The sequence below is a fragment of the Ramlibacter sp. genome (assembly GCF_013697775.1).
GTDB lineage: Bacteria > Pseudomonadota > Gammaproteobacteria > Burkholderiales > Burkholderiaceae_C > Ramlibacter.
On sequence record NZ_JACCWG010000430.1, the window covers coordinates 1 to 16,464 of the forward strand.

The 16,464-nt window shown below is 68.6% G+C and carries 16 protein-coding genes; 9 read left to right on the plus strand and 7 right to left on the minus strand.

What is annotated here, in order from left to right:
- Positions 1-166: 166 nt before the first annotated feature.
- Positions 167-553, minus strand: coding sequence for a RidA family protein (locus tag H0U68_RS21745; RefSeq protein ID WP_296358991.1), 387 nt, complete (start codon positions 551-553; stop codon positions 167-169).
- A gap of 28 nt (positions 554-581) precedes the next feature.
- Positions 582-1,157 (minus strand): carboxymuconolactone decarboxylase family protein, encoded by a 576-nt coding sequence (locus tag H0U68_RS21750; RefSeq protein WP_296358992.1) that lies wholly within the window; start codon positions 1,155-1,157, stop codon positions 582-584.
- Between the two features lie 120 nt (positions 1,158-1,277).
- Here H0U68_RS21750 and H0U68_RS21755 point away from each other — a divergent pair, with 120 nt between their 5' ends.
- The 4 genes from H0U68_RS21755 (at position 1,278) to dnaJ (ending at position 5,588) form a co-directional block, all read left to right on the plus strand.
- A complete protein-coding gene (locus tag H0U68_RS21755; protein WP_296358993.1) occupies positions 1,278-1,703 on the plus strand; it encodes a helix-turn-helix domain-containing protein in 426 nt (141 codons plus the stop codon).
- A gap of 3 nt (positions 1,704-1,706) precedes the next feature.
- Positions 1,707-2,285, plus strand: coding sequence for a nucleotide exchange factor GrpE (grpE, locus tag H0U68_RS21760; RefSeq protein WP_296358994.1), 579 nt, complete (start codon positions 1,707-1,709; stop codon positions 2,283-2,285).
- 95 nt (positions 2,286-2,380) lie between these two features.
- A complete protein-coding gene (gene dnaK, locus H0U68_RS21765; protein WP_296358995.1) occupies positions 2,381-4,303 on the plus strand; it encodes a molecular chaperone DnaK in 1,923 nt (640 codons plus the stop codon).
- Between the two features lie 136 nt (positions 4,304-4,439).
- Complete coding sequence (gene dnaJ / locus H0U68_RS21770) at positions 4,440-5,588, plus strand: molecular chaperone DnaJ (protein ID WP_296358996.1); 1,149 nt, start codon at positions 4,440-4,442, stop codon at positions 5,586-5,588.
- Between the two features lie 6 nt (positions 5,589-5,594).
- Here the strand turns inward: dnaJ and H0U68_RS21775 are convergent, their stop codons facing one another.
- The 5 genes from H0U68_RS21775 to hutC are packed head-to-tail and all read right to left on the minus strand — an operon-like array spanning position 5,595 to position 10,224.
- Entirely contained in the window at positions 5,595-6,965 is a 1,371-nt protein-coding gene (locus tag H0U68_RS21775) for a formimidoylglutamate deiminase (protein ID WP_296358997.1), read from the minus strand.
- Complete coding sequence (hutG, locus tag H0U68_RS21780; protein WP_296358998.1) at positions 6,955-7,755, minus strand: N-formylglutamate deformylase; 801 nt, start codon at positions 7,753-7,755, stop codon at positions 6,955-6,957. The genes H0U68_RS21775 and hutG overlap by 11 nt, the downstream gene beginning before the upstream one ends.
- Positions 7,752-8,927, minus strand: a complete 1,176-nt coding sequence (gene hutI / locus H0U68_RS21785) for an imidazolonepropionase (RefSeq protein WP_296359006.1) — start codon at positions 8,925-8,927, stop codon at positions 7,752-7,754. Before hutI ends, hutG begins: the two co-directional genes overlap by 4 nt.
- 35 nt (positions 8,928-8,962) lie before the next feature.
- Positions 8,963-9,517, minus strand: coding sequence for a HutD family protein (locus tag H0U68_RS21790; protein WP_296358999.1), 555 nt, complete (start codon positions 9,515-9,517; stop codon positions 8,963-8,965).
- Positions 9,514-10,224, minus strand: coding sequence for a histidine utilization repressor (gene hutC, locus H0U68_RS21795; protein ID WP_296359000.1), 711 nt, complete (start codon positions 10,222-10,224; stop codon positions 9,514-9,516). The genes H0U68_RS21790 and hutC overlap by 4 nt, the downstream gene beginning before the upstream one ends.
- Positions 10,225-10,347: 123 nt before the next feature.
- On the opposite strand from hutC, the gene hutU reads away from it, so the two are divergent.
- From hutU to H0U68_RS21820, 5 genes are read left to right on the plus strand one after another with little or no spacing between them, the layout of a single operon-like run.
- Entirely contained in the window at positions 10,348-12,051 is a 1,704-nt protein-coding gene (gene hutU / locus H0U68_RS21800; protein ID WP_296359001.1) for a urocanate hydratase, read from the plus strand.
- A 22-nt stretch (positions 12,052-12,073) separates the two neighbouring features.
- Entirely contained in the window at positions 12,074-13,720 is a 1,647-nt protein-coding gene (hutH, locus tag H0U68_RS21805) for a histidine ammonia-lyase (RefSeq protein WP_296359002.1), read from the plus strand.
- Between the two features lie 43 nt (positions 13,721-13,763).
- Positions 13,764-14,708 carry an ABC transporter substrate-binding protein gene (locus tag H0U68_RS21810; RefSeq protein WP_296359003.1) on the plus strand — a complete coding sequence of 315 codons (945 nt, stop codon included), beginning with the start codon at positions 13,764-13,766 and terminating at the stop codon, positions 14,706-14,708.
- Positions 14,709-14,717: 9 nt separating this feature from the next.
- Positions 14,718-15,497, plus strand: a complete 780-nt coding sequence (locus H0U68_RS21815) for an ABC transporter permease (RefSeq protein WP_296359004.1) — start codon at positions 14,718-14,720, stop codon at positions 15,495-15,497.
- Positions 15,498-15,502: 5 nt separating this feature from the next.
- Entirely contained in the window at positions 15,503-16,294 is a 792-nt protein-coding gene (locus tag H0U68_RS21820; RefSeq protein WP_296359005.1) for an ABC transporter ATP-binding protein, read from the plus strand.
- The last annotated feature ends 170 nt before the right edge of the window (positions 16,295-16,464 follow it).

A 16,464-nucleotide genomic window follows, 5' to 3' on the forward strand; every position in this document is an offset into this window, starting at 1 on the left:
TGTCTGAGCGGAGCGTTTGCTTTGCAAACGCGCAGCGAGTTCCGCCGCGCCGGCCCCAGTCCAAGCCTCGCAGCTTTACTCCGCGGCGCAGCCGCGGAGCGCCGTTCCGCGGCCACACACCGGGCACCGCCTGCCGCGCGCGGTGCAACGCGCAACGCGCAACGACTTACGAAGACTGCTTGCGCGCAGTGACTTCAATCTCGATCTTCATCTTCGGATCGAGCAAGGCAGCAGAGATCATCATGGCCGCCGGCCGCACGTCGCCGAAGTACTTCCTCAGCACCGGCCAGCACGCTTTGAAATCGTCGCCGCGCGGCAGAACGTAGTTCACCCGCACCGTATCGCGCAAGTCCGAGCCGGCTTGCTGCAGGGCGTGCTGGATGTTCTTCAGGCACTGCTCGCACTGCTCCGCCACGTCGTCCGAAATTTCCATCGTGGCGTAGTCGTAGCCCGTGGTGCCGGAGACAAACACCCAGTCGCCGTCCACCACCGCGCGTGAGTAACCGATCTCGGCCTCGAAGGGCGAACCGGAACTGATCAATTGCTTGGCCATGCCTGCTCCTGTTTTCGGGGACGCCACTCTAGCATCCGCCTTGCCGTGCCCAGCGCGCGGCCCACGCCTCGGGCGGCACGCGCGCGGCGGTGCACACATAGCCGATAGCGTGGTACCAGCCGGCCAGCACCAGCAGCTCGATCAGCTGCATCTCGCTCCATCGCGCTGCCAGCTCCGCCCACAACGCGTCGTCGACCGTGCCCGTGTGGTGCAGCTGGTCGACCATGCGCACCAGCAGGCGGTCGCGCTCCGGCAAGGTTGCACCGTCATCGTGCGGATCGGCGATGGCCGCGTTCTCGGCGTCGGTGAATCCCGCTGCCTCGCCAAAAGCGGCCACGTGCACGCCCCATTCGTACTCGGCACCGCAGCGCGCGCTCACGCGGTCGATGACGACCTCGCGTTCGCGCAGCGCCAGGCTGGCCTTTGGCCCGAGCAGGAAGCCACCGACCGACCGCATGCGGTCCATCAGCTCGGGGTGCCGCGCCAGCACGCGGAACAGTGCCAGGATGTCCGGCGCGGCCGGCGGCGTGATGCGCTCCAGGGCCTGCTGCAAAGCCGGCGCGAACGGCGGCTCCAAAGGAGCGATGCGGGGCGTCGGGTCCATGTGCGTCCTCGTAATTGCGGTTGCGACCGCTACGGATTGCGTAGCGCACGCCACTGTACCGCTACGCAATCCGTAGCGTAGGTCGCCGCCGCGACAACCCGCCGCCTACAATCGCCGCCCATGACTTCGCGCATGCCCCTGCCCGGCCAAGCGGTTCGCGGGTCGGCGACGGGCCGGCCGGAGATGGCCCTGCTCGACCTGCTGGGACGGCGCGGCACCATGCGGCTGCTGTGGGAGCTGCGCGACGGCCACGGCCAGAGCTTCCGGCTGCTGCGCGCCAGTGCCGACGGCATGTCGCCCTCCGTCCTCAATGCCCGGCTGAAGGAATTGCGCGAGGCCCGGCTGATCGCGCCGGGCGAGGCCGGCTACACGCTGACCGACGCCGGGCGCGAGCTGGTGAAGCATCTCAAGCCGCTCGGCCGCTGGGCGCAGCAGTGGAGCGAGCTGCTCGCCGCCGCACCGGCCGCGCTTCCCGTCGATGCCCCTGCCTTGAAAAGGGCCTCGGCGCCCCAAGCTGCTGCCCGTCCTCGAAGTCCAACACCCTAGAACATGTCCGAGAACCCACAGACCGAGAATCCGGCGCCCGAGCAGGCGGCTTCCGCCGCGCCCGGCGCCACCCCGCAAGCCGCGGATTTTGCCGCCGCCGCTCCCGACGACAACGACGCGCTGGCGAACGCCCAGGCCGAACTGGCTGCCCTGCAGGCCAAGCACGCCGAGCTGGGCGAGCAGGTCCTGCGCGCCCAGGCCGACATGCAAAACACGCGCCGCCGCGCCGAGGACGAGATGTCCAAGGCGCGCAAGTTCGCCGTGGAAAGCTTCGCCGAGAGCCTGCTGCCGGTGTGCGACAGCCTGGAAGCCGGCCTGGCCCACAAGGACGCCACCGCCGAGCAGATCCGCGAAGGCGCCGAGGCCACGCTGCGCCAGCTCAAGAGCGCGCTGGAGCGCAACCGCGTGACCGAGATCAACCCGGCTGCCGCCGCCAAGTTCGATCCGCACCAGCACCAGGCCATTTCCGTGGCGCCGGCCGACCAGCCGCCCAACACGGTGGTCAGCGTGCTGCAGAAGGGCTACGCCATCTCCGAGCGGGTGCTGCGCCCAGCCCTGGTGACGGTGACCGCGCCCAAATGATCGCTGTGCCGATCCTTGAAACTCCACAGCTTATCCACAGTTAACGAACAACATTTGAACGGCCTGGCGAACAGGTCATCAACAGGAGAAACCACATGGCAAAGATCATCGGCATCGACCTCGGCACCACCAACTCGTGCGTGGCGATCATGGAGGGCAACACGGTCAAGGTGATCGAGAACTCCGAGGGCGCGCGCACCACGCCTTCGATCGTCGCCTACCAGGAAGACGAAGAGATCCTGGTCGGCGCCTCGGCCAAGCGGCAGGCGGTCACCAACCCCCGCAACACGATCTACGCGGTCAAGCGCCTGATTGGCCGCAAGTTCACCGAAAAAGAAGTGCAGAAGGACATCGAGCTGATGCCCTACCAGATCGCGGCCGCCGACAATGGCGACGCCTGGGTCGGCGTGCGCGGCAAGAAGCTGGCACCGCCGCAGATCAGCGCCGAAATCCTGCGCAAGATGAAGAAGACCGCCGAGGACTACCTGGGCGAAGAGGTCACCGAGGCCGTGATCACGGTGCTGGCCTATTTCAACGACAGCCAGCGCCAGGCCACCAAGGACGCCGGCCGCATCGCCGGGCTGGACGTCAAGCGCATCATCAACGAGCCGACCGCCGCGGCGCTCGCCTTCGGCCTGGACAAGCACGCCAAGGGCGACCGCAAGATCGCCGTCTATGACCTGGGCGGTGGCACCTTCGACATCTCGATCATCGAGATCGCCGACGTCGACGGCGAAAAGCAGTTCGAGGTGCTCTCCACCAACGGCGACACCTTCCTGGGCGGCGAAGACTTCGACCAGCGCATCATCGATTACATCGTCACCGAGTTCAAGAAAGAGCAAGGCGTCGACCTGACCAAGGACGTGCTGGCGCTGCAGCGCCTGAAGGAAGCGGCCGAGAAGGCCAAGATCGAGCTGTCCAACAGCACGCAGACCGACATCAACCTGCCTTACGTGACGGCCGATGCCTCGGGTCCCAAGCACCTGAACATCAAGCTCACGCGCGCCAAGCTCGAGTCGCTGGTCGACGAGCTGATCGCGCGCACCATGGACCCCTGCAAGACCGCCATCAAGGACGCCGGCGTGTCGGTCAGCGACATCCAGGACGTGATCCTGGTGGGCGGCATGACGCGCATGCCCAAGGTGCAGGACAAGGTCAAGGAGTTCTTCGGCAAGGAACCGCGCAAGGACGTGAACCCCGACGAAGCCGTCGCGGTGGGCGCCGCCATCCAGGGCCAGGTGCTCTCGGGCGAGCGCAAGGACGTGCTGCTGCTGGACGTGACGCCGCTGTCGCTGGGCATCGAGACGCTGGGCGGCGTGATGACCAAGATGATCAAGAAGAACACCACGATCCCGACGAAGTTCGCGCAGACCTTCTCGACGGCCGACGACAACCAGCCGGCGGTGACGATCAAGGTGTTCCAGGGCGAGCGCGAGATGGCCACGGGCAACAAGGCGCTGGGCGAGTTCAACCTCGAAGGCATCCCGCCGTCGCCGCGCGGCCTGCCGCAGATCGAGGTGACCTTCGACATCGACGCCAACGGCATCCTGCACGTGAGCGCCAAGGACAAGGGCACCGGCAAGGAGAACAAGATCACCATCAAGGCGAACTCGGGCCTGTCGGAAGCCGAGATCGAGAAGATGGTGAAGGACGCCGAGCTGAACGCCGCCGACGACAAGAAGAAGCTGGAGATCGTGCAGGCGAAGAACCAGGGCGAAGCCATGGTGCACAGCGTGCGCAAGAGCCTGACCGAGCACGCCGACAAGATCGACGCCGGCGAGAAGGAAAAGATCGAGGCCGCGCTGAAGGACCTGGACGAAACCCTGAAGGGCGAGGACAAGGAAGCCATCGAGGCCAAGACCAACACGCTGATGATGGCCAGCCAGAAGCTGGGCGAGAAGATGTACGAAGGCATGCAGGGCCAGCAGGCCCCGGGTGGCGAGCAGCAGGCTTCGTCCAAGCCGGCGAACGACGACAATGTGGTCGACGCCGAAGTCAAGGAAGTCAAGAAGGGCTGAACCCCCGCGAGGGCTTCGACAGGCTCAGCCCGAACGGAGGTGTCTCCGTTCGGGCTGAGTGCTTCAGGCTCCACCCACGCGCACCGAAGCACACCACCGTTCGCCCTGAGCTTGTCGAAGGGCTTATCCAAACACCATGGCCACCAAACGCGACTACTACGAAGTCCTGGGCGTCCCCAAGAACGCCTCCGACGACGAAATCAAGAAGTCTTATCGCAAGCTGGCGATGAAGTACCACCCTGACCGCAACCAGGGCGACAACGGCAAGGAAGCCGAGGCGAAATTCAAGGAGGCCAAGGAGGCCTACGAGATGCTCTCCGAGCCGGAGAAGCGCGCGGCCTACGACCAGTTCGGCCACGCCGGCGTCGACCCCAACATGCGCGGCGGCCCGGGCGCGGAAGGCTTCGGCGGCTTCGCGGAAGCCTTCGGCGACATCTTCGGCGACATCTTCGGCGGCCAGGCCGCGGGCCGGGCCGGCCAGCGCGGCGGCCGCCAGGTGTACCGCGGCAGCGACCTCTCCTATGCGATGGAAGTCACGCTGGAGGAAGCCGCCAAGGGCAAGGACGCGCAGATCCGCATTCCGTCGTGGGACGAATGCGAAACCTGCCACGGCAGCGGCGCCAAGCCGGGCACCCAGGCCAAGACCTGCGCCACCTGCCACGGCCAGGGCGTGGTGCAGATGCGCCAGGGCTTCTTCAGCGTGCAGCAGACCTGCCCGCATTGCCGCGGCACCGGCAAGATCATTCCCGAGCCCTGCACCACCTGCCACGGCCAGGGCAAGGTGAAGAAGCAGCGCACGCTGGAAGTACGCATCCCCGCCGGCATCGACGACGGCATGCGCATCCGCAGCGCGGGCAACGGCGAGCCCGGCACCAACGGCGGCCCGCCCGGCGACCTGTACATCGAGATCCGGCTGAAGAAGCACGAGATCTTCGAGCGCGACGGCGACGACCTGCACGTGGTGGTGCCGATCAGCATCACGCGCGCGGCGCTGGGCGGCGAAATCGACGTGCCCACGCTGGAAGGCAAGGCGGCCATCGACATCCCCGAAGGCACGCAGGCCGGCAAGCAGTTCCGCCTGCGCGGCAAGGGCATCAAGGGCGTGCGTTCCAGCTACCCCGGCGACCTGTACTGCCACATCGCGGTGGAAACCCCGGTCAAGCTCACCGAGCACCAGCGGCGCCTGCTCAAGGAACTGGACGACTCGCTGCGCAAGGCCGGCCACAAGCACTCGCCGGCCGAGGAAACCTGGGCCGACAAGCTCAAGGGCTTCTTCAGCGCCTGAGCACGATCAGCCGCCCCACAGCGCACGCATCGCGCGGATGAAGTCGTCGCGCAACTGCGGCTGCGCCGCCGCAACCTCCCTGCCGGCCACGAACACCGTGGCCGGCGGTGTTTCCGGGCTGGAGAACACCAGCGCATCCAACAGGTGGTCCATCGGCACGCCGGCCAGTGCCGGCGCTTGCCCGTCGAGCACCATGAAGTCGGCACGCTGGCCCACCGCAAGACCGGCCAGCGGCAGGCCGGCGGCCGCCGTGCCGCCTTGCAGCGCGCCTTCGAACAGCACCGCCGCGCTCGCTTCCTGCCCCGCGGCCCGCGCCGCCACGTTGCGCGCCCGCCGCGCGAAGCGCTGTGAATACTCCAGCAGCCGCAGTTCCTCCTGCCAGCTGCGCGTGACGTGGCTGTCCGAGCCGATCGACCAGCGTCCGCCCTGCACCAGCCAGCCCGGCAACTCGAACACGCCGTCGCCCAGGTTGGCTTCGGTGCTGGGGCAGATGACGATGGACGCGCCGGCTGCCTTCAGGCCCGCAAGCTCCGCCGGCAGGGTGTGCGTCGCATGCACCAGGTTCCAGCGCGCGTCCGGCTGCGCATGCGCCAGCAGCCATTCGATCGGCCGGCTGCCGTGGTGCGCCAGGCAGTCGTCCACCTCCTGCACCTGCTCGGCGATGTGGATGTGGACCGGCAGCCGCGCCTGGGTGGCGGCAGCGGCGACTTCGCGCAACGCGCCCTCGGGCACGGCACGCAGCGAGTGCAGGGCCACGCCGGCGCGCACGCGGCCCGGTGCGCCCTCGCGCATCACGGCTTCGGCAATGCGCAGCACGCCGTCCGGCGTGGAGGCGAAGCGCCGCTGGTCGTCGCGCAGCCCTGGCGCGCCGAAGCCCGAGCGCATGTACAGCGTGGGCAGCAGGGTCAGGCCGATGCCGGTGCGCGCCGCTGCCCGCAGCAGCGCGCGCGACATCTCCAGCGCGTCGGCATACGGCCGGCCATCCACGTCGTTGTGCAGGTAATGGAACTCGCAGACCTGCGTGTAGCCCGCGCGCAGCAGCTCGGCGTACAGGAAGGCGGCAATGGCCTCGAGCTGCTGCGGCGCGATGCGCAGTGCCGCGCTGTACATGCGGTCGCGCCATTGCCAGAAATCGTCCTGCGCGGCGCCGCCGCGCTCGGTCAGGCCGGCCATTGCGCGCTGGAAAGCGTGGCTGTGCGCGTTCACAAGGCCGGGCAGCACCGCGCCCTGAAGGCGCCGCGCGCCGGGCAGCGGCGGCGTGTCGATGGCGATCTCGCGCCAGAGGCCGTCGTCTCCCACCGCCATGCGCACGCCGCTCGCCCAGCGTCCCTGCACCCAGGCGCGCTCGGCAAAGAAATGCAGGAGCTCAGCGCCCATACAGTGCCTTGCAGGCCGCGAGCGCGGCTTCCATCATGTCGCGCACCACGGGCCGCGCGAATGCGGTGCGTGGTGCGTCATACGCATACGGCGGCTCTTCGCGCATGTAGAGGCTCTGGCACATCTCCAGCTGCACCGCGTGCACGTCGCCGGCCGGATGTCCGTAGTGCCGCGTGATGTAGCCACCCTTGAAGCGGCCGTTGACGACGTGGCTGCATCCGCCACGCCGCGCCGCCGCTTGCGCCACGGCATCGGCGATGTCGGCATGCGCGCTCGCGCCGTTCGCCGTGCCGATGTTGAGGTCCGGCAGCACGCCCTCGAACAGCCAGGGAATTTGCGACCGGATGCTGTGCGCATCCCACAGCAGCGCGAAGCCGTGGCGGGCTTTCAGCCGCGCGAGTTCGCCGGCAAGGGCGTCGTGGTACGGCTGCCAGTACAGAGCGCGGCGGCGTTCCTTCTCTCCGGCCGAGGGTTCGCGTCTCTCGCGGTACAGCGGGTCGCCCGTGAAGAACCGCGTCGGGCACAGCTCGGTGTTGGATGCACCGGGGTACATCGGTGCGTCGTCCGGCGGCCGGTTCAGGTCGATCACGTAGCGCGAATGGCGCGGCAACAGCACGCTGGCGCCCATCGCGTCCAGCCAGTCGTGCAGCAGCGGCAGGTGCCAGTCGGTGTCTTCCACGGCAAGCGCGCGCGGCACGTAGGCGTCGCGCAGGTCTTGCGGAATGTCGGTGCCCGCATGGGGCATGCTGACCAGGATCGGCTGGCTGCCGGTGTGGAGATGGAAGCTCATAGCGCCCGCCCCTTGAACACGGTGCGCAGCCGCGGGTTGGCGCCGAAGGCGTAGGCCAGCTGCGCCGGCTCGCACACGCGCCACAGAACGAAGTCGGCGCGCAGGCCGGGCGCGAGCACGCCGCGGTCGCCCAGGCCCAAGGCGCGTGCGGCGTTGCGCGTGACGCCGGCCAACGCTTCTTCCGGCGTCATGCGGAACAGCGTGCAGGCCATGTTGAGCATCAGCAGCAGCGAAGTGCACGGCGAGCTGCCGGGGTTGCAGTCGGTGGACACGGCCATCGGCACGCCGTGCTCGCGCAGCAGCGCGATCGGCGGCAGGCGGGTTTCGCGCAGGAAGTAGAAGGCGCCGGGCAGCAGCACCGCGACCGAGCCGGCCTGCGCCATTGCCTGCGCGCCCTCGGGCGACAGCCACTCCAGGTGGTCGCAGCTCAAGGCCCCGTAGCGCGCCGCGAGTTGCGCGCCTCCGCTGTCGCTCAGCTGCTCGGCATGCAGCTTGACCGGCAGGCCAAGTGCCTGCGCGGCCTGGAACACGCGCTCGACCTGGGCCGTGCTGAAGGCGATGCGCTCGCAGAACGCATCCACCGCGTCGACGCAGCCTTGCGCGTGCAGCGCCGCCAGCATGCGCAACACCTCGTCCACATAGTCGTCCGTGCGGCCGGCGAATTCCGGCGGCAGCGCGTGCGCGCCGAGGAAGGTGGTGCGCACGTCCACCGGCGCGTGCGCGGCAAGCGCGCGCGCCGTACGCAAGCACTTGCCCTCGTGCTCCAGCGACAGGCCATAGCCCGACTTGATCTCCACCGTGGTCACGCCTTCGGCCGCCAGCGCCTGCAGCCGCGGCAGGCTTTGCCGCAGCAGCTCGGCCTCGCCGGCGGCACGCGTGGCCGCCACCGTGGAGACGATGCCGCCGCCGGCGCGCGCGATGTCCTCGTAGCTGGCGCCGTTCAGTCGCAGCTCGAACTCGTGCGCGCGGTCGCCGCCGTAGACCAGGTGCGTGTGGCAATCCACCAGGCCCGGCGTCACCAGTGCGCCTTCGCCGTCGTGCCGGCGTTCGCAACGCGCGGCCAGGTCCGCCGGCAGTTCACCGCGCGCGCCGATCCAGGCGATGCGCTCGCCCTCGACCACGATAGCTACGTCGTCGATCAGGCCGTACGGCTGCGCCGCGTCCGCCTGCATGGTGGCGGCGCGGCAGTTGGTCCACAGTTCCAGGCTCACGGGGCCACCTCCATCCAGAGTCCGTCGTCGCTGTTGAAATGCACCGTGCTTTCCGCTGCGGCGATGCGCCAGGCCAGTGTCATCGGCGCGAGCGCGATGCGCTCGCCACCATGGACCAGCGCACCGCCGGCACCGTTCGTCCATACGGCGACGAGTTGTCCGGCGCGCACTTGCGCCTCGTGCTGCCCGCGCACGCGTTCCATCCGCGCCACGCGTCCTTGCGACATGAGATTGAAGTCCAGCGTCGGCCCGTCGACCAAAGCGCAGTCCGCCGCAGCTCCTCCGTCGAAGTGCAAGGGAGCGCTTTCAGGTGTGAGCGTTTGCAGCACGCCGCCGATGCGCAGGCGCACGCCCGCGCCCGACAGCACGGTGAACCAGCGCTGCACGCCGTCGAACCGCGAGAACGGACCGTTTTGCTCGACATTGGCCACAGACAGCCGTACCGACCAACGCGCCGCATCCGGCCACGCCAGCAGCTCGCGCGTCAGCCCGCCGCCGTTGCGCCAGGACACGGCCTGCACTGCCGACAAAGGTACGACAGTCCAGCTCATGCCTGGAACTGCCCCGCCAGGCTGTAGCGCGTGCCCGGGTGCACCAGCCGCGCCACGCTGGCAGGCCGCGTGCCGCTGACGGTGCGGCGCATCACCACCAGGCACGGCTCGGTGCGCCGAATGCCCAGCTCCTTGGCCTCGACCGGCGTGGGCAGGCAGGCCTCGATGCTGTAGCTGGCCTCGGTGAGCGGCGCGTTCTGCAGCAGGTGCGAGGTGGGCGAGGCTTTCGTGAAATCGGTCTGCAGGTAATCGGGCGCGGCGGCCGGATTGACGTAGCGGTCCTCGTACTGGATGGGCACGCCGTTCTCCAGGTGCACCAGAACGGTGTGGAACACGGGCGCGCCCAGCTTCACGCCCAGCGAGTGCGCCAGTTCGGTGCCGGCTTTTTCTTGCGCCACGGTCAGCACGCGCGTGGCATGCTGGTGGCCGCGCTCGGCCACTTCCTCGTGGATGTCGCGAATGACGAGCTGCGACGAAATGCGGTGCAGCTGCGCGACGCGTGTGCCCGAGCCCTGCACGCGGGTGACGAAGCCCTCGGCGGCCAGCTCGCGCAGCGCGCGGTTGCCGGTCATGCGGCTGATGGCGAACTGCGCGGACAGCGCGGCCTCGCTGGGCACCGGGTCGCCGGGGCGCCACTCGCCGCTGCCGATGCGCTGCTTGATATAGGCTTTGACCTGCTCGTAGGCAGGCATGTCCCTTGCTGCCATGGCGGGAGCTTATCCCAGTTGACACCACTTGTATAGACAACTACGATTCTCGCCATCAAGTTGTATAGACAACAGCCACCACCTATGACCCATGTTCCGGCGCAAGGCCGCAGGGAGCGCGCGATGTCCGACCTTTCCCAAACCCCTTTCCTCGGCAGCGTGGCCCGGCCGGTCAGCGCACCGCGCGGCACCGAGCTGTCCTGCGCCAACTGGCAGATCGAGGCGGCCTACCGCATGATCCAGAACAACCTGGACCCGGCCGTCGCGGAGAACCCCGATGAACTGGTGGTCTACGGCGGCATCGGCAAGGCGGCGCGCAACTGGCCCGCGTTCGACGCCATCCTGCACAGCCTTAAGAAGCTGCAGCCCGACGAGACGCTGCTCATCCAGTCGGGCAAGCCGGTCGGCGTGTTCCGCACCAGCACCGCCGCGCCGCGCGTGCTGCTGGCCAATTCCAACCTGGTGCCCAAGTGGGCGACCTGGGAACACTTCAGCCAGCTCGACCGGGCTGGACTCATGATGTACGGGCAGATGACGGCCGGCAGCTGGATCTACATCGCCAGCCAGGGCATCGTGCAGGGCACCTACGAAACCTTCGTGGAGGCGGGGCGCCAGCACTACGGGGGCGAGCTGCACGGCCGCTGGGTGCTGACGGCCGGGCTGGGCGGCATGGGCGGCGCGCAGCCCCTGGCCGCCAGCTTCGCCGGCGCCTGCTCGCTCAACATCGAATGCCAGCAGTCGCGCATCGACATGCGGCTGCGCACCAAGTATCTGGACAAGCAGGCGCGCGACCTCGACGAGGCGCTCGCACTGATCCAGCAGCACACCGCGCGCAAGGAAGCCGTGTCCATCGGACTGTGCGGCAATGCCGCCGACATCGTGCCGGAGCTGGCCAAACGCGCGCGCGCCGGCGGCCCGCGGCCCGACATCGTGACCGACCAGACCTCCGCGCACGACCTCATCAACGGCTACCTGCCCTCCGGCTGGACGGTGGAGCGCTGGCACGAGGCGCAGAAGGACCCGGCGCAGCACGACGCGCTGCGCCAGGCCGCCGGGGAATCGTGCGCCAAGCACGTGCGCGCCATGCTGGCCTTCCACGAGATGGGCGTGCCTACCGTGGACTACGGCAACAACCTGCGCCAGGTGGCGCAGGACTACCGCGTGCCCAACGCGTTCGATTACCCCGGCTTCGTTCCGGCCTACATCCGCCCGCTGTTCTGCCGTGGCGTGGGCCCGTTCCGCTGGGTTGCACTGTCGGGTGATCCGGAGGACATCCGCAAGACCGACGCCAAGGTGAAGGAGCTGTTCCCCGACAACCGCCACCTGCACCAGTGGCTGGACATGGCGGGCGAGCGCATCGCCTTCCAGGGGCTGCCCGCGCGCATCTGCTGGCTGGGCCTGGGCGAGCGGCACATCGCCGGCCTGGCCTTCAACGAGATGGTGCGCACGGGCGAATTGAAGGCGCCGATCGTGATCGGCCGCGACCACCTGGACAGCGGCTCCGTCGCCTCACCGAACCGCGAGACCGAAGCCATGAAGGACGGCAGCGACGCGGTGAGCGACTGGCCGCTGCTGAACGCCCTGCTCAACACCGCCAGCGGCGCCACCTGGGTCAGCCTGCACCACGGCGGCGGCGTCGGCATGGGCTACTCGCAGCATGCCGGCGTGGTGATCGTGTGCGACGGCACGCCGGAGGCGGCGGGCAAGCTCGAGCGCGTGCTGTGGAACGACCCGGCTACCGGTGTGATGCGTCATGCCGACGCGGGCTACGAGGATGCGCAGGACTGCGCGCGCGAGCACGGCCTGAACCTGCCGATGCAGGCCTGAGAACGAAAGCACGGCGACCCCCATGACCCCCAACGAAACACTGGTTCCCGGCCAGCTCGCGCTGGACCAGCTGCGGCGCCTGTGCGGCGGCGAACGCCTGTCCGTGGCGCTGGACCCCGCCTGCCGCGACGGCATCCGCGCCAGCGCCGACCTGGTGCGCCGCGCGACCGAGGGCGACGCACCGGTCTACGGCGTGAACACCGGCTTCGGCAAGCTGGCCACCACCCGCATCCAGAAGGAAGACCTGGCGGTGCTGCAGTTGAAGCTGCTGCGCTCGCACGCCGCCGGCGTCGGCGAGCCGCTGACCGAGCGCGTGGTGCGCCTGGTGCTGGTGCTCAAGGCGGCCAGCCTGGCACGCGGCTATTCGGGCGTGCGCGAAGAGGTGGTCGATGCGCTGCTGGCGCTACACAACGCGGGCATCGTGCCGGTTGTGCCGTCGCAAGGCTCGGTCGGCGCGTCGGGCGACCTGGCGCCGCTGGCGCACCTGTGCCTGCCGCTGATCGGCGAGGGCGAGGTTTTCGTCAAGGGCGAGCGCATGGGCGCGGCGCAGGCGCTCAAGCGTGCCGGCCTGGCGCCGCTGGAGCTGTCGGCCAAGGAAGGGCTGGCGCTGATCAACGGCACGCAGGTGTCCACCGCGCTGGCGCTGGACGCGCTGTTCGGCACCGAGCGCGTGTTCCAGGCCGCCATGGTGGCCGGCGCGCTCTCGCTGGACGCCGCGCGCGGCAGCGACGGCCCGTTCGATGCGCGCATCCACGCGGTGCGCGGCCAGCCCGGCCAGATCGACTGCGCGGGCGTGTACCGCGCCTTCGCCGTCGGCAGCGAGATCCGCAAGTCGCACCTGGACAACGACGACCGCGTGCAGGACCCCTACTGCCTGCGCTGCCAGCCGCAGGTGATGGGCGCCTGCCTCGACCAGATGCGCTATGCCGCCGGCGTGCTGGCGCGCGAGGCCAATGCCGTCACCGACAACCCGCTGGTGTTCGTATCCACCTCCGTTCGCCCTGAGCCCTCCCAATCCGTTCGGGCTGAGCTTGTCGAAGGGCTTCGACAAGCTCAGCCCGAACGAGGTGGCGGCGGCGAACGGGATATCCAACCCGGTGAAATGCTCTCCGGCGGCAACTTCCACGCCGAGCCGGTGGCGCTGGTGGCCGACGCGCTGGCCGTGGCCATCGCCGAAATCGGCGCCATCGCCGAGCGGCGCATCGCCATGCTGGTGGACACGGTGGTTTCGCGCCTGCCGCCCTTTCTCACGCCCGAGCCGGGGCTGAATTCCGGCTTCATGATCGTGCACGTGACGGCGGCGGCGCTGGCCTCCGAGAACAAGCCGCTGGCGCACCCGGCCAGCGTGGACAGCCTGCCCACCTCGGCCAACCAGGAAGACCACGTCAGCATGGCCACGCACGCGGCGCGGCGCCTGGCGCGCATGCTGGAGAACACCGGGCGCATCGTGGCCATCGAGCTGCTGGCCGCCGCCCAGGGCATCGAGTTCCTGCGCCCGCTGAAAAGCTCGCCGGTGCTGGAGGGCGTGCTGCGCCGCGTGCGCGCCATGTCGCCGGCGATGATGCAGGACCGTAGCCTGGCGCCCGATATCGAGGCCGTGTACCAGCTGCTGGCGCGCGGCGGCATCGGTGGCACGATTCCTGAATTCAACGCATTGCGGCTTGGCTGAAGCCGCGCTACAAAGAGATCACGTCAACGATGGAGAAGTTTTCATGAAGAAACTGGCCGCCCTTTCGCTCATCGCCTTCGCCGCCGCAGCGGTACATGCCCAGGAGACCAAGGTCGCCGTCGGCATCTCGGGCTGGACCGGATTCGCCCCGCTCACCCTGGCCAAGGAGGCCGGCATCTTCAAGAAGAACGGCCTGGACGTGAGCATCAAGAAGATCCCGCAGAAGGACCGCCACCTGGCCATTGCTTCCGGCGACGTGCAGTGCGCCGCCACCACGGTGGAGACCTGGGTGGTGTGGAACGCCAACGGCGTCGCCACCACGCAGATCTTCCAGCTGGACAAGAGCTACGGCGCCGACGGCATGGTGGTCAAGCCCGCCATCGCCAAGATCGCCGACCTGAAGGGCAAGACGGTGGCGGCCAGCGCGCCCGGCACCTCGCCCTACTTCGCCCTGGCGTGGATCCTGAAGAAGAACGGCATGTCGGTGAAGGACGTGAAGGTGGTCAACCTGGAACCGCAGGCCGCCGCCAACGCCATGATCGCCGGCACCGACGGCGTGGACGCCGCCATGACCTACGAGCCCTACCTGGGCGCGGTGCGCGCCAAGCCCGAGGCCGGCAAGATCATCGCCACCACGCTGGACTACCCGATGGTGATGGACACCTTCGGCTGCACGCCCAAGTTCCTGTCCGAGAACCCGAAGGCCGCCAAGGCGCTGACCGACAGCTACTTCGAGGCAGTGGACCTGATCAAGCGCGATCCGAAGAAGAGCTTCGAGATCATGGGCGCGGACGTCAAGCAGACCGGCGAGCAGTTCGAGGGCAGCGCGAAATACTTGCGCTGGCAGGACCGCGACGCCAACAATAAGTTCTTCTCGGGCGAGCACGCCGCCTTCAGCAAGGAAGCAGCCGAGCTGCTGCTGGAAGCCGGCATCATCCGCCAGATTCCCGACCTGACGAAGCTGGCGGACACGCGCTTCCTGAAGTAAGCCACCGACGTGCGTCCACTGCAACCCGTGAGCCCGGGCGCGCGCGTCGCGCTCGGTGCCTCCTTCTTCGTCCTGTTCGTGCTGCTGTGGTCCGCCGTCACCTTCGGCGGCCTCGTGTCCAAGACGTTCCTGGCCGACCCGCTGACCATGCTGCGTTCCGGCTGGACGCTGATGGCCAAGTACAACTTCGCCTACGACATCGGCATGACGGTGTGGCGCGTGCTCGGCGGCTTTCTCCTCGCCGCCGTGCTGGCCGTGCCGCTGGGCGTGCTGATGGGCGCGTACAAGCCGGTGGAGGCGTTCTTCGAGCCCTTCGTCAGCTTCGCGCGCTACCTGCCGGCCTCGGCCTTCATTCCGCTGCTGATCCTGTGGGCCGGCATCGGCGAGGCGCAGAAGCTGGCGGTGATCTTCATCGGCAGCTTCTTCCAGCTGGTGCTCATGGTGGCGGTGAGCGTGGGCAACACGCGGCGCGACCTGGTGGAGGCGGCGTACACGCTGGGCGCGGGCGACCGCGGCATCGTCACGCGCGTGCTGCTGCCTTCCAGCGCGCCGGAGATCGCCGAGACCTTGCGCATGGTGCTGGGCTGGGCCTGGACCTACGTGATCGTCGCCGAGCTGATCGGCGCGTCCAGCGGCATCGGCCACATGATCACCGACAGCCAGGCGCTGCTGGCCACCGACCAGATCATCTTCGGCATCATCGTGATCGGCCTGATCGGGCTGGTGACGGACTTTGCCTTCAAGGCGCTCAACCGCGCCGTGTTCCCGTGGGCGCAGATCGGCCGGTGACGACGATGAACGACTCCTCCATCCTCGCCGTCGACGGCGTTTCCAAGACCTTTGCCGGCGCCAACGGCGGCACGCTGGCGCTGCAGGCCACCGACCTGCGCGTGGCCGAGAACGATTTCATCACCATCCTGGGGCCTTCGGGCTGCGGCAAGAGCACGCTGCTGCGCATGGTGGCCGGGCTGGACACGCCCAGCACCGGCACCATCGCGCTGGACGGCAGGCCCGTCACTGGCCCCGGCGCCGACCGCGGCATGGTGTTCCAGAGCTACACGCTGTTCCCGTGGCTCACCGTGCTGCAGAACGTGTGCTTCGGCCTGCGCGAAAAAGGCATGGCGCTCGCGCAGCAGCAGGACGTCGCGCGCCAGTTCATCGCCAAGGTGGGGCTGGCCGGCTTCGAGAACCATTTCCCCAAGCAGCTGTCGGGCGGCATGCAGCAGCGCACCGCGCTGGCGCGCGCGCTCGCCAACGCGCCGCGCATCCTGCTGATGGACGAGCCCTTCGGCGCGCTGGACCACCAGACGCGCGAGCTGATGCAGGAGCTGCTGCAGGGCATCTGGGAAAGCGAGCAGAAGACGGTGCTGTTCGTCACGCACGACATCGACGAGGCCATCTTCATGGGTAGCCGCGTCGTGGTGATGACGGCGCGGCCCGGCCGCATCAAATGCGACCTGCCGGTGCCGATCGCGCATCCGCGCCATTACGCGATGAAGACCACGCCGGTGTTCATGGAGCTGAAGGCGCGGCTGACCGAGGAGATCCGGGTGGAGGTGCAGAAGGCCAGCGGGCTGGTTCACTGAAGAAAATCGCTGCGCTATTTTCTTCAGTGGTCTGATCGGTGGGGGAAGGCCCGGCGAAGCCGGCTCCTTCCCCCATGAGGGACCGCACTGCACGTTGTTCCGGGCGGTCCGTCGGGAAGGCGGCCCTGCCGCCTTCAGATGCGATTGAAGTCGCCGCCGCGGCCCAGGCC

What these genes read in the sequence shown, in the direction of transcription:
- H0U68_RS21745 (WP_296358991.1), bottom strand. Translation starts at nt 553, where the DNA reads ATGGCCAAGCAATTGATCAGTTCCGGTTCGCCCTTCGAGGCCGAGATC.
- H0U68_RS21750 (WP_296358992.1), bottom strand. Translation starts at nt 1,157, where the DNA reads ATGGACCCGACGCCCCGCATCGCTCCTTTGGAGCCGCCGTTCGCGCCG.
- H0U68_RS21755 (WP_296358993.1), top strand. Translation starts at nt 1,278, where the DNA reads ATGACTTCGCGCATGCCCCTGCCCGGCCAAGCGGTTCGCGGGTCGGCG.
- grpE (WP_296358994.1), top strand. Translation starts at nt 1,707, where the DNA reads ATGTCCGAGAACCCACAGACCGAGAATCCGGCGCCCGAGCAGGCGGCT.
- dnaK (WP_296358995.1), top strand. Translation starts at nt 2,381, where the DNA reads ATGGCAAAGATCATCGGCATCGACCTCGGCACCACCAACTCGTGCGTG.
- dnaJ (WP_296358996.1), top strand. Translation starts at nt 4,440, where the DNA reads ATGGCCACCAAACGCGACTACTACGAAGTCCTGGGCGTCCCCAAGAAC.
- H0U68_RS21775 (WP_296358997.1), bottom strand. Translation starts at nt 6,965, where the DNA reads ATGGGCGCTGAGCTCCTGCATTTCTTTGCCGAGCGCGCCTGGGTGCAG.
- hutG (WP_296358998.1), bottom strand. Translation starts at nt 7,755, where the DNA reads ATGAGCTTCCATCTCCACACCGGCAGCCAGCCGATCCTGGTCAGCATG.
- hutI (WP_296359006.1), bottom strand. Translation starts at nt 8,927, where the DNA reads ATGCAGGCGGACGCGGCGCAGCCGTACGGCCTGATCGACGACGTAGCT.
- H0U68_RS21790 (WP_296358999.1), bottom strand. Translation starts at nt 9,517, where the DNA reads ATGAGCTGGACTGTCGTACCTTTGTCGGCAGTGCAGGCCGTGTCCTGG.
- hutC (WP_296359000.1), bottom strand. Translation starts at nt 10,224, where the DNA reads ATGGCAGCAAGGGACATGCCTGCCTACGAGCAGGTCAAAGCCTATATC.
- hutU (WP_296359001.1), top strand. Translation starts at nt 10,348, where the DNA reads ATGTCCGACCTTTCCCAAACCCCTTTCCTCGGCAGCGTGGCCCGGCCG.
- hutH (WP_296359002.1), top strand. Translation starts at nt 12,074, where the DNA reads ATGACCCCCAACGAAACACTGGTTCCCGGCCAGCTCGCGCTGGACCAG.
- H0U68_RS21810 (WP_296359003.1), top strand. Translation starts at nt 13,764, where the DNA reads ATGAAGAAACTGGCCGCCCTTTCGCTCATCGCCTTCGCCGCCGCAGCG.
- H0U68_RS21820 (WP_296359005.1), top strand. Translation starts at nt 15,503, where the DNA reads ATGAACGACTCCTCCATCCTCGCCGTCGACGGCGTTTCCAAGACCTTT.